8 protein-coding genes are annotated in these 12,667 nt (G+C 73.3%); 6 read left to right on the forward strand and 2 right to left on the reverse strand.

Annotated elements, in window-relative coordinates; genetic code table 11:
* Positions 1-21: 21 nt before the first annotated feature.
* Positions 22-777: a TipAS antibiotic-recognition domain-containing protein gene (locus tag HGA02_RS02840; protein ID WP_168677364.1), complete on the reverse strand. Its 756-nt coding sequence runs from the start codon at positions 775-777 to the stop codon at positions 22-24.
* A 65-nt stretch (positions 778-842) separates the two neighbouring features.
* Positions 843-1,526 (reverse strand): HAD hydrolase-like protein, encoded by a 684-nt coding sequence (locus tag HGA02_RS02845; RefSeq protein WP_168677369.1) that lies wholly within the window; start codon positions 1,524-1,526, stop codon positions 843-845.
* 95 nt (positions 1,527-1,621) lie between these two features.
* On the opposite strand from HGA02_RS02845, the gene HGA02_RS02850 reads away from it, so the two are divergent.
* From HGA02_RS02850 to dhaL, 6 genes are all read left to right on the forward strand, one after another.
* Positions 1,622-3,463 (forward strand): glycoside hydrolase family 9 protein, encoded by a 1,842-nt coding sequence (locus HGA02_RS02850; protein ID WP_210728084.1) that lies wholly within the window; start codon positions 1,622-1,624, stop codon positions 3,461-3,463.
* A 163-nt stretch (positions 3,464-3,626) separates the two neighbouring features.
* Positions 3,627-5,999, forward strand: a complete 2,373-nt coding sequence (locus HGA02_RS02855; protein WP_168677381.1) for a LamG-like jellyroll fold domain-containing protein — start codon at positions 3,627-3,629, stop codon at positions 5,997-5,999.
* Positions 6,000-6,339: 340 nt separating this feature from the next.
* Positions 6,340-9,624, forward strand: coding sequence for an isoleucine--tRNA ligase (gene ileS, locus HGA02_RS02860; protein ID WP_168677382.1), 3,285 nt, complete (start codon positions 6,340-6,342; stop codon positions 9,622-9,624).
* Positions 9,621-10,997: a bifunctional folylpolyglutamate synthase/dihydrofolate synthase gene (locus tag HGA02_RS02865; RefSeq protein ID WP_168677383.1), complete on the forward strand. Its 1,377-nt coding sequence runs from the start codon at positions 9,621-9,623 to the stop codon at positions 10,995-10,997. Before ileS ends, HGA02_RS02865 begins: the two co-directional genes overlap by 4 nt.
* Positions 10,998-11,191: 194 nt before the next feature.
* Entirely contained in the window at positions 11,192-12,187 is a 996-nt protein-coding gene (dhaK, locus tag HGA02_RS02870; protein WP_168677384.1) for a dihydroxyacetone kinase subunit DhaK, read from the forward strand.
* A 34-nt stretch (positions 12,188-12,221) separates the two neighbouring features.
* Positions 12,222-12,667: dihydroxyacetone kinase subunit DhaL (dhaL, locus tag HGA02_RS02875; RefSeq protein WP_168677385.1), on the forward strand; the 446-nt coding region annotated here is incomplete at its 3' end.

Here is a 12,667-nt window from a genome sequence, read left to right on the forward strand (position 1 = left end):
CGTACGCCCGGCGCGGCGCCGTCAGAGGTGGCGGGCCGCGTACTCGTGCAGCGCGTCGCGGACGAACGTGGCGCCCTGCTCGCCGCCGTAGTTCTTCGCGAACCGCGGGTCGGCGACGTACATGTCGGCGAGCCCGACGACGTACTCCCGGACGGGCGCGGTGCCGTGCCCGGGCGTGCCGGGGATGCCGCCGAGCCACGCGACGTGCCGCCGCGCGAGCTCCTGCGCCTCGTCGGACACCGGGTCGACGCCGGCCTCGGCCGCGGCGCCCCAGTCGCGACCGAGCTGCGCGGCCTCCTCCTGGAAGTCGCGCTTCTGCTGGTCGGACAGCCCGCGCCACCAGGTGTCACCCTGCGCGTACGCGTCCTTCCCCCAGCGCTCCTCGACCTCGTCCTGGTACTGCGTGTGGTCGAAGCCGTCGAACATCTCGTCGGCCATGATCGGTTCTCCTCCCTGTCGTGCGGTCAGGGTCCGCTCGACGGACGCGGCCTGCCTCGCGAGCCGCTGCTGCTCGTCGCGGAGCCAGGCGAGGTGCCGTCGCAGCGCGACGGTCTCGTCCTGCTCGCGGGCCAGCACCCGGCCGATCTCGGTGAGCCCGAGGCCGAGGTCGCGCAGGAGCAGGATCCGCTGGAGGCGGACGAGGGCGTCCTCGTCGTACCAGCGGTACCCGTTCTCGCCGACCCGGCTGGGCTCGAGCAGCCCGATCTGGTCGTAGTGCCGCAGCGTGCGGCTCGTGGTGCCCGTCAGCCGGGCGACCTCCTGGATCGAGGCCTCCACCCCGTCCTCCCGTGTCGTTCCCTGTGTGGTCCTGATCCACGGTAGGAGTTGACGCAGCGTCAAGGTCAAGCGCGCGACGCGACCTCGTCGTGGTGGGTCGGGACGAGCCGCCGCCGGACCTCGTCGCGCAGCGCCGCTGGGGTGTCCACGACGGCGACGGCACCCGCCGCCTCGAGCTCGCCCGGGGCGGCGTACCCCCAGGTCACGCCGACGCAGGCGACGCCGTGCTCGGCCGCGCCGTGCACGTCGTGCTCGCGGTCGCCGACCATGAGCGTGACCGTGGCCTCGGGCCGGTCGGCGAGCGAGTCGAGCGCGCGGGCGATGACGTCGGCCTTCGTCGAGGTCTCGTCGAGCGGTGCGCCGAACACGCCGTCGACGAGGTCCGCGAGGCCGAGCCGGTCGCAGATGGGCCGGGCGAACACCTCGGGCTTGGCCGTCGCGACGACGAGCGTCAGCCCCGCGGCGCGCAGGTCGCGCAGCACGTCGGTGATCCCGTCGAACACCGTGGCGTCGTACATGCCGATGTCCGCGAACGCCGTCCGGTAGGCGTGCACGACCTCCTCGACGCGGTCGGCCGGCACCCCGTGCGCGCGCAGCGAGTCCCAGATGGGCGGGCCGACGAACGACCGGAGGACGTCGTCGGGCGGGACGGGCAGGCCGACCGCGCGGTAGGCGGCGCGGACGGACGCGGTGATGCCGGGAGCGGAGTCGAGGAGGGTGCCGTCGAGGTCGAGGAGGACGAGGGGCATGCACCGATCCTCTCCCGGGCGGCCGAACACCGCCGGGCCGTCCGTCCCGGGCCGTAGGGTGGCCGCCGTCGGCCTGCCGCGACGAAGGGACGGACATGACCAGCGAGGACGCACCCCGCGTGCGCGTGAACCAGGTCGGCTACCTCACGCACGGGCCGAAGACGGCGACGCTCGTCACGGACGCGACGGAGCCGGTGGCCTGGCGGCTGCGCGACGCCGACGGTGCCGTCGTCGCCGAGGGGGAGTCGGTCCCGCGCGGCCACGACCCGTCGGCGGGCCTCGACGTCCACGTCCTGACCTTCGACGACGCGCGCACGCCCGGCACCGGCTTCGTGCTGGAGGCCGACGACGCGACGAGCGACCCGTTCGCGGTCGGCGCCGACCTCTACGACGACCTGCGCGTCGAGTCCCTCGTCGTCTTCTACGGCCAGCGCAGCGGCGTCGCGATCGAGGAGGACCTGCTCGGGCCTGGGTACGGGCGCGCCGCGGGGCACGTCGACGTCGCCCCCAACTGCGGCGACGGCGCGGTCCCGTGCCTGCCCGCCGGGCACGCGACGACGGCGGACGGGATCGACCTCTACGACGGGTGGACGGCCGACTACACGCTCGACGTGACGGGCGGCTGGTACGACGCGGGTGACCAGGGCAAGTACGTCGTCAACGGCGGCATCGCGGTCGCGCAGCTGATCGGGCTGTACGAGCGGGCGGAGCGCGCGGGCACCGCCGAGGCGCTCGGCGACGGCTCGCTCCGCGTCCCGGAACGCGGCAACGGCGTCCCCGACGTGCTCGACGAGGCGCGCTGGGAGCTCGAGTGGATGCTCCGCATGGTCGTGCCCGACGGGCAGCCGTTCGCGGGCCTCGTGCACCACAAGGTGTCCGACGAGCGCTGGGTGCCGCTCCCGACGCTCCCCGCCGACGACCCGCAGCCGCGCTACCTGCACCGCCCCTCGACGGCGGCGACGCTCAACCTGGCCGCCGTCGCCGCGCAGGGCGCCCGCGTCCTCGCACCGCACGACGCCGCCTTCGCGGAGCGCCTGCTCGACGCGGCTCGTGCGGCCTACGACGCCGCCGCGACGCACCCCGCCGTCCTCGCGCCCGACACCAACACGCTCGAGAACGCCGGCAGCGGCCCGTACGACGACCTCGACGTCGACGACGACCGCCTCTGGGCCGCCACCGAGCTCTACCTCACGACGGGCGAGGACCGGTACGCCGCGGACCTGCGCGCCAACCCGTACCGCCTGGGCGGCGAGCGGCCGGCCTTCCAGCCCGAGGGCTTCGACTGGAACCACGTCGCCGCGTGGGCGCGCCTGCAGCTCGCGACCGTCGAGAGCGCGCTGCCGGAGCGGTCGCTCGTGCGCGCGTCCGTCGTCGACGCCGCCGACGCGCTGGTCGAGCAGCAGGACACCCAGCCGTTCGGCCTCCCGTACGTGCCGACGAGCGGCCGCTACGACTGGGGCAGCAACGGGCTCGTGCTCAACAACCTCGCGATCCTCGCGGCGGCGCACGAGATCACGCGCGACGACCGCTACCGCGACGCCGTCCTGCGCGGCGTCGACTACCTGCTCGGCCGCAACGCCCTCGGCGTCTCGTACGTCACCGGGTTCGGGACGCGTGACGTCCGGAACCAGCACAGCCGCTGGTACGCGCACGCGCTCGACCCCGACCTGCCGCCCCCGCCGCGCGGGACCGTCTCGGGCGGGCCGAACTCCGACTGCCCCGACCCGGTGTCGGCCGCGCTCGCGGGCAGCCCGGCGCAGTGCTGCTTCGTCGACGACGTGCACGCGTACGGCGTGAACGAGATGACGATCAACTGGAACTCCGCGCTCGCGTGGGTCGCGTCGTACCTCGCGGGCCTGGGCGACGGCCGCGGGAGCGACGCGGGTGCGACGGTGGCCGACGAGCCCGTCGAGGACCGCGTCGGCGCCGCGGGCTGACGCACCGCGCGAACGATCTCCGATCGACACCCGAGAGGATCGGGGCCTACTACAACGATGTACAGAAGTCCCACAACGTTGTAGATTTCGGACGAGGCGCACGCGCGCGGCACCGCCGCCACGCGCGCCCTGTCCTGCGTCCGACGTCGCACCAGGAGTACCGATGGCCCGTCGCCCCGTGCGTGCCGCCCTCACGGCCGCCGCCCTCGCCCTCGCGCTCGGAGTCACGAGCGCCCCCGCCGCCCAGGCGCACCGCCGCCCGGCCGAACCGCCCCCGCCGACCTTCCAGGACGTCTCCGTGCACGACCCGTCGGTCGTCACGGCGGACGACGAGATCTGGGTGTTCGGCAGCCACCTCGCCGCCGCGAAGACCGACGACCTGCTCCACTGGGAGAAGGTCGCCGACGGCGCGAACGCCGACAACCCGCTCTTCGACGACGTCCGCGCGAACCTCGCGGAGACGTTCGCCTGGGCGCAGACCGACACCCTCTGGGCGGCCGACGTCATCCAGCTCCCCGACGGCCGGTACGCGATGTACTACAACGCCTGCAAGGGCGACTCGCCGCGCTCGGCGATGGGGATCGCCGTGAGCGACGACGTCGACGGCCCGTACGTCGACCAGGGGATCTTCCTGCGGTCGGGGATGTGGGACGAGCCGTCCGACGCGGTCGACGGCGCGATCTACGACGCCCGCGTGCACCCCAACACCGTCGACCCGGACGCGTTCGTGGACGCGAAGGGCACCTGGTGGCTCGTCTACGGGTCGTACTCGGGCGGCATCTTCATCCTCGAGCTCGACCCGTCCACCGGGAAGCCGGTCCCGGGCCAGGGCTACGGGACGCACCTCGTCGGCGGCAACCACAGCCGGATCGAGGGCCCGACCGTCATGTACGACGCGAAGACGCGGTACTACTACCTCTTCCTGTCGTTCGGCGGCCTCGACGCGAACGGCGCCTACAACGTGCGTGTCGCCCGCTCCAAGAGCCCCGACGGCCCGTACCTCGACGCCGCCGGGAACGACATGGCGCAGGTCAAGGCCGACCCGTCGAAGCCGCTGTTCGACGACGCGTCGATCGAGCCGTTCGGCACCAAGATCCTCGGCAACCACCTGTTCGCCCGCGAGGTCGGCGATCCCGGCGAGGGCCCCGGCACCGGCTACCTGTCGCCGGGCCACAACAGCTGGTACCGCGACCCCGCGACGGGCGAGACGTTCCTCGTCTTCCACGCGCGCTTCCCCGGCAAGGGCGAGCAGCACGAGGTCCGTGTGCACCAGATGTGGATGAACGCGCAGGGCTGGCCCGTCCTCGACCCGTACCGCTACGCGGGTGGCGACGACCGGCGCGTCGAGCGCAAGGACGTCGCGGGGGAGTACGCGCTCGTCACGCACGACAAGGCCCTCACGGCCGACCAGCGCCGCGCGACCCCCATCACGCTGACCGCCAACGGCAAGGTCACGGGCTCGCTCACCGGCAAGTGGGCGCTCACGGGGAAGAACCAGGCGCGGATCGACGCGGGCGGCACGCGCTACGACGGCGTCTTCACGCGCTCGTGGCAGCCGGATCAGGCGCGCTGGGTCGTCACGTTCAGCGTCCTGTCCCGCGACGGCGTGACGCTCTGGGGCAGCGCGGTCCCGTCGCTCACCGCGAAGCAGGCCGTCGACGCGGTCGTCGCCGACCTCGACCTGGGCGACACGTCCGGCGTCGTCGCCGACCTCACGCTCCCGACGACCGGCACGCACGGCACGACGATCTCCTGGGCGTCGTCCGACCCGGCCGTCGTCTCGGAGACCGGCGACGTGACCCGTCCCGAGGCGGGCGCGGGCGACGCGCACGTCACGCTCACCGCGACGGTCCGCAACGGCAAGGTCCAGAAGACGGCGACGTTCGACGTCACCGTCCTGCAGCGTGTCGCGGGCGGTGTCGTCGGCTCGTGGTCCTTCGAGGGCGACCTCGCCGACGGCACGGGCACGCACGCCCCGGCGACGACGACCGGACCGCGGATCGGCCAGGCCGGCGGCACGGTCACGTACGTCGCCGACGGCGCGCGCGGCGAGGCCGCCCACCTCGACGGCACGTCCGGCGTCCGGCTGCCCGACGGCCTCGTCTCCGGCTCGACGTGGTCCGCGTCGATGTGGCTGCGCCCGCAGGTGCTCACGCCGTACACGACCGCGTTCTTCGCGGCCCGCGACGCGAACAGCTGGGTCAGCGTGGTCCCGCGGGGCCACGACGGCGTCGGCGGCTCGACCATGGTCTGGTCGGGCGCGCAGTGGTACGACGCGGGCACGGGCACGCAGATCCCGGTCGGCGAGTGGAGCCACGTCGCGGTCACGGTCGACGGCGGCGACGTCGTCGTCTACGTCGACGGCGAGGCGCGCTACACCGGCACGGGCTTCCCCGACGTGCTCACGACGACGACCGGCACGTTCGCGCTCGGCGTCAACTGGTGGGACACCCCGTTCCAGGGCGACGTCGACGAGGTGTCCGTCTGGAGCTCCGCGCTCACCCCCACGGAGGTCGCCGCGCTCGCGACGCGCTGACCCCCAACCACGGCCCGATCGTCGCGCCCTCCCGCGACGGCCGGGCCGTGGCCTGCGCGGACGTGTTCGCGGTGGCGGACCTCCCAGGACGGGTCGGTAGACTCACGCCCACAGGCGTCGACCCGGCCATCACCGGCGAGCCTCCGGAAGAACAGGCTCCGACCCGCCCGCGGGAACGCGCCCCAGTAGAACCGGACGGGGCAGGCCCGTCACAGCCGCAGCAGAGAGGTCGACGACCCCGCGAGGGGGAGCCGGCAAGCGAGGTGGTACCGCGGTCGTCCCCGCACCCGGGGGTGGTCGTCCTCGCGGCCGTGAGCGAGATCGACCAGGAGAACCGACGGTGACCACCGCACCGCGCTACCCGCTGCACCGCCCCGACCAGCCCGTGCCCGCGTCGCCGGACCTGCCCGGGCTCGAGCGCGACGTCCTCGCGCACTGGGACGCCGACGGGACGTTCCAGGCGTCGATCGACCAGCGTGACGCGGGGCAGGACGGCAGCAACGAGTTCGTCTTCTACGACGGACCTCCGTTCGCGAACGGCCTGCCGCACTACGGCCACCTGCTGACCGGCTACGCGAAGGACGTCGTCCCGCGCTTCCAGACGATGAAGGGCCGCCGCGTCGAGCGCCGGTTCGGCTGGGACACGCACGGCCTGCCCGCGGAGCTCGAGGCGCAGCGGCTGCTCGGCATCACCGAGAAGGCGCAGATCGACGAGCTCGGCATCGCGAAGTTCAACCAGGCGTGCCGCGAGTCGGTGCTCAAGTACACGGGCGAGTGGCGCGACTACGTGACCCGCCAGGCGCGCTGGGTGGACTTCGACCACGACTACAAGACGCTCGACACCACCTTCATGGAGTCGGTGATCTGGGCGTTCAAGCAGCTCTACGACAAGGGCCTCGCGTACGAGGGCTACCGCGTCCTGCCGTACTGCTGGGTCGACGAGACGCCGCTGTCGAACCACGAGCTGCGCATGGACGACGACGTGTACGCGTCGCGCCAGGACCCCGCGCTGACGGTCGGGTTCCGCCTGGAGACCGGCGAGCTGGTGCTCGTCTGGACGACGACGCCGTGGACGCTGCCGAGTAACCTCGCGGTCGCGGTCGGCCCGGACGTCGAGTACGTCGTCGTCGAGCCCGCCGCGGACTCGTCGTTCGCGCAGGCGCACCCGGGCGAGCGCGTCGTGCTGGCCGCTGCCCGGCTCGCCGCGTACGCCCGTGAGCTCGGCGAGGCGACCGTCGTCGAGACCGTCACGGGCGCCGACCTGGTCGGCCGCTCCTACACGCCGCCGTTCGACTACTTCGCGGGCCACGACAACGCCCACCGGGTGCTCGCCGCGGACTTCGTCACGACGGACGACGGCACGGGCGTCGTGCACCTCGCGCCGGCGTTCGGCGAGGACGACATGGTCGCGTGCGACGCCGCGGGCATCGCGCCCGTCGTGCCGGTCGACGCGCGCGGCCGGTTCACCGCCGAGGTCGGCGACTACGCCGGCCAGCAGGTGTTCGACGCGAACAAGCCGATCATCGCCGACCTCAAGGCGGGCTCGGGTCCGCTCGCGCGCGTCGACGCGGCGCAGCGGTCCGTCGTCGTGCGCCACGAGACGTACGACCACTCCTACCCGCACTGCTGGCGGTGCCGGAACCCGCTGATCTACAAGGCCGTGTCGTCGTGGTTCGTGCGCGTCACGGAGTTCCGCGACCGGATGGTCGAGCTCAACCAGGAGATCACCTGGACGCCCGAGCACATCAAGGACGGCCAGTTCGGCAAGTGGCTGAGCAACGCGCGCGACTGGTCGATCAGCCGCAACCGCTACTGGGGCACGCCGATCCCGGTGTGGGTGTCGGACGACCCGCTGCACCCGCGCGTCGACGTCTACGGCTCGCTCGCCGAGCTCGAGGCCGACTTCGGTCGCCTGCCTGTGAACGAGGCGGGTGAGCCGGACCTGCACCGGCCGTTCATCGACGACCTCACGCGCCCGAACCCGGACGACCCGACGGGCGCGAGCACCATGCGCCGGATCCCCGACGTCCTCGACGTGTGGTTCGACTCGGGCGCGATGCCGTTCGCGCAGGTGCACTACCCGTTCGAGAACGCCGACTGGTTCGAGCACCACTACCCGGGCGACTTCATCGTCGAGTACATCGGGCAGACGCGCGGCTGGTTCTACACGCTGCACGTGCTGGCCACGGCGATCTTCGACCGCCCGGCGTTCCGCAACGTCATGTGCCACGGGATCGTGCTCGGCGACGACGGCCGCAAGGCGTCGAAGTCGCTGCGCAACTTCCCGGACCCCGTCGTCATGTGGGACAAGTACGGCTCCGACGCGGTGCGCTGGTCGCTCATGTCGAGCCCGATCCTGCGCGGCGGGAACCTCGTCGTCACGGAGGAGGGCATCCGCGACGGCGTGCGCCAGGTGCTGCTGCCGCTGTGGAGCACGTACTACTTCTTCACGCTGTACGCGGGTGCGGTGCGCGGCGGCGAGGGGCTGACGGCGAAGCGTGTCGACGAGGAGAGCGCCGCGGGGCTCGCGACGATGGACCGGTACGTGCTCGCGCGCACGCGCTGGCTCGTCGACGACGTCACGCGCCACCTCGACGCGTACGACATCGCGGAGGCGTGCGAGGCCGTTCGCGACCACCTCGACCTCGTCACCAACTGGTACGTGCGCACGCAGCGCGACCGGTTCTGGGACGAGGACCAGGCGGCCTTCGACACGCTGTGGACGGTGCTCGAGGTGCTCACGCGCCTCATGGCGCCGCTCGCGCCGCTCGTCACGGAGGAGATCTGGCGCGGCCTGACCGGCGGGCGCAGCGTGCACCTCACGGACTGGCCGACGGCCGCCGACGTCGTGGCGACGGACGTGGGCTTCGAGTACACCGAGGCCGAGCTCGTCGCGGCCATGGACCGCGTGCGCGAGGTCGTGTCGACGACGCACGCGCTGCGCAAGGCCCGGCAGATCCGCGTGCGTCAGCCGCTGCGCGCGCTGCGCGTCGTCGTGCCGCACCCCGAGTGGTTCGGTCCCTTCGTCGGGCTCATCGCGTCCGAGGTCAACGTCCGCGAGGTCGAGCTCCTCGGCCTGCACGACGCGGACGCCGCCGACCTCGGCGTGAGCGCGCAGCTCGCCGTGAACGCGCGCGCGGCCGGCCCGCGCCTGGGCCGTGCGGTCCAGACCGTCATCCGGGCCGCCAAGGCGGGTGCGTGGGAGCAGACGCCCGACGGCGTCGTCGTGCGCACCGACGACGGCGAGGTCGCGCTCCAGGAGCACGAGTACGCGGTGACGACCGTCGTCGAGCAGCGCGAGGGGGCCGACCTGGCCGCCGCGGTGCTGTCGACCGACGGGTTCGTCGTGCTCGACGTCGCCCTCGACGACGAGCTCCTCGCCGAGGGGTACGCGCGCGACGTCGTGCGCCAGGTGCAGGACGCGCGCAAGACCGCCGGCCTCCACGTCGGCGACCGCATCCTGCTCACGCTCGACGTCCCGCGTGACCACGTGGCCGACGTCGAGACGCACCGCGACACGATCGCGCACGAGACGCTCGCGGTGAGCGTCACGGTCAACCCCTCGGCGGGCGACGCCGTCGAGGTCCACGTCGAGGCCGTCGAGGCGGGCGGGTACGAGGCATGAGCAAGGGATCCGAGCACCTGCGCGCCGAGCAGGAGCGCGCCGCGCGCGAGGCCGCCGACGAGGTGTACCGCGCGATCCTCGCGCGCGCGCCCGAGCACGACATCGACCCGACGCTGGACCGCGTGCGCGCGGTGTGCGAGCTGCTGGGCGACCCGCAGCGCGCGTACCGGACCATCCACCTCACGGGCACCAACGGCAAGACGTCGACGAGCCGCATGGTCGAGCGGCTGCTGCGCGAGCACGGGCTGCGCACGGGCCGGTTCACGAGCCCGCACCTCACGCGCGTGACCGAGCGCATCGCGATCGACGGCGAGCCGATCAGCGACGAGCGGTTCGTCGAGGTGTGGCAGGACGTCGCGCCGTACGTGCACCTGGTCGACCAGCAGTCGGCGGAGAAGGGCGAGCCGCGCCTGTCGTTCTTCGAGGTGTTCACGGTGATGGCGTTCGCCGCCTTCGCGGACGCACCCGTCGACGTCGCCGTCGTCGAGGTGGGCCTGGGCGGCCGGTGGGACTCGACGAACGTCGTCGACGGCGAGGTCGCGGTCATCACGCCGATCGCGATGGACCACGAGCGCTACCTCGGCGACACGCTCGTCGAGATCGCGTCGGAGAAGTCGGGCATCGTCAAGGACGGCGCGACGCTCGTCCTGGCCCAGCAGGCCGAGGACGTCGAGGGTGTCGTGCTCGCGGCGGCCGCGGAGCGCGGCGCGCGCGTCGTGCGCGAGGGCGTCGAGATCGCGGTCGTCGACCGGCAGGTCGCGGTCGGCGGGCAGATGCTCACGCTGCGCGGGCTCGGCGGCGTCTACTCCGAGGTGTTCCTGCCGCTGCACGGCGCGTTCCAGGCGCACAACGCGCTGCTCGCGCTCGTCGCCGTGGAGGCGTTCCTCACCGGTGGTGCGGCGCTCGACGGCGACGTCGTCGGGGCCGCGTTCGCCGACGTCACGTCGCCGGGCCGCCTCGAGGTCGTCCGGTCGAGCCCGACGGTCATCGTCGACGGCGCGCACAACCCCGCGGGAGTCGAGGCGCTCGTCGCGTCGCTGGAGGAGGCGTTCGCGTTCCAGCGTGTCGTGGGCGTCGTCGGCGTGATGGCGGACAAGGACCCCGAGGGGATCCTGTCGGTCCTCGAGCCGGTGCTCGCGGAAGTCGTCGTGACGCGGGCTCCGACGGCACGCGCGCTCGACCCGCAGGACCTCGCCGAGGTCGCGTACGACGTGTTCGGCGAGGACCGCGTGCACGTCGTCGAGCGGCTCGACGAGGCCGTCGACCTGGCGGCGTCGCTCGCGGAGAGCGAGGTCGAGCGGGGGGCCGCGGTGCTCGTGACCGGCTCGATCGTGCTCGTCGCGGAGGCCCGGATCCTCCTGGGCCGCCCCTGACGGCTCGTCGCACCCTGCACCGCCACCCGTCCGGGTGACACCGCGCCCCCGGCTGCACGAACGTGCACCGGGGGCGCACGTCGTCGCCTTGACCGTTCCTTGGGGCGCGGAGAAGGTGGGGGTGGTCGGGACGACGAGGCCTCGACGCACCTGACGTGGGCGGTCGTGCCCAGGTCGACGGGAGGACGGACAGCGTGAAGAAGCTCATCAACGACCCCCAGGACGTCGTCGCCGAGTCGCTCGAGGGCTTCGCGGCCGCGCACCCGGACCTCGTCGAGGTGCACCTCGACCCGCCGTACGTGGTGCGGGCGGGCGGCGCACGCGAGGGCAAGGTCGGGCTCGTGAGCGGCGGCGGCAGCGGGCACGAGCCGCTGCACGCGGGGTTCGTCGGTGTCGGCATGCTCGACGCGGCCGTGCCGGGCGCGGTGTTCACGTCCCCGACGCCCGACCAGATCGCGCCCGCGATCCAGGCGGCCGACGGCGGCGCGGGCGTGCTCGCGATCGTCAAGAACTACACGGGCGACGTGCTCAACTTCGAGACCGGCGCGGAGCTCGCCGAGGCCGAGGGCGTGACCGTCCGCTCGGTCGTCGTCAACGACGACGTCGCCGTCGAGGACTCGCTCTACACGGCGGGTCGTCGCGGCGTCGCGGGGACCGTGTGCGTCGAGAAGATCGCGGGCGCGGCCGCCGAGCGCGGCGACGACCTCGACGCCGTCGCGGCCGTCGCCGAGAAGGTCATCGCCAATGTCCGGTCCATGGGCGTCGCGCTCACCGCGTGCACCGTCCCGCACGCCGGCAAGCCGAGCTTCGACCTGCCCGAGGACGAGATCGAGATCGGCATCGGCATCCACGGCGAGCCCGGCCGGCGGCGCATCCCGCTCGCGGGCGCGGACGAGATCACCGAGATGCTGCTGACACCCGTGGTCGACGACCTGGGCCTGTCGGGCGGCGAGGAGGTGCTGCTGTTCGTCAACGGCATGGGGGGCACGCCCGCCTCCGAGCTGTACGTCGTCTATCGTCGGGCACGCGCGTTGCTCTCCGAGCGCGGGGTCGAGGTCACTCGCTCGCTCGTCGGCAACTACGTGACATCACTGGAGATGCAGGGCGCGTCGGTCACCGTGCTGCGGCTGGACGCCGAGACGACCGCCCTGTGGGACGCCCCCGTGCACACCACCGCCCTGCGGTGGTGAGGCTCCGGGACGTCCGCGGTCGAGGGGACGGGGCATGACGCTGGACGTGGCGTGGGCGGTGGCGTGGGTGCGTGCGAGCGCCGCGACGGTCGCCGAGCATCGCGACGAGCTGGTCGAGCTCGACCGTCAGATCGGCGACGGCGACCACGGCGAGAACCTCAACCGCGGCTTCAAGGCGGTCGTCGCGAAGCTCGACGCCCTGCCCGAGCAGCCCGCCCAGATCGGCGACGTGCTCAAGCTCGTCGCGACGACCCTCATGTCGACGGTCGGCGGCGCGGCCGGACCGCTGTACGGCACCGCGTTCCTCCGGGCCGCGCGGGCCACCGACGTCACGGAGCTCGACAGCGGCGGCGTGGTCGCGCTGCTCGAGGCCGCGCTCGAGGGGATCGTGGCGCGCGGCAAGGCGACGACGGGCGAGAAGACGATGGTCGACGCGTGGACTCCCGCCACGGAGGCCGCGGTCGCCGCGGCCGACCAGGG

It is taken from the genome of Cellulomonas septica, from assembly GCF_012396155.1.
Classification (GTDB): Bacteria; Actinomycetota; Actinomycetes; order Actinomycetales; family Cellulomonadaceae; genus Cellulomonas; species Cellulomonas septica.

Excerpts from the sequence above, each read along its gene's own strand:
- HGA02_RS02845 (WP_168677369.1), bottom strand. The coding sequence starts at position 1,526 with ATGCCCCTCGTCCTCCTCGACCTCGACGGCACCCTCCTCGACTCCGCT.
- HGA02_RS02850 (WP_210728084.1), top strand. The coding sequence starts at position 1,622 with ATGACCAGCGAGGACGCACCCCGCGTGCGCGTGAACCAGGTCGGCTAC.
- HGA02_RS02855 (WP_168677381.1), top strand. The coding sequence starts at position 3,627 with ATGGCCCGTCGCCCCGTGCGTGCCGCCCTCACGGCCGCCGCCCTCGCC.
- HGA02_RS02865 (WP_168677383.1), top strand. The coding sequence starts at position 9,621 with ATGAGCAAGGGATCCGAGCACCTGCGCGCCGAGCAGGAGCGCGCCGCG.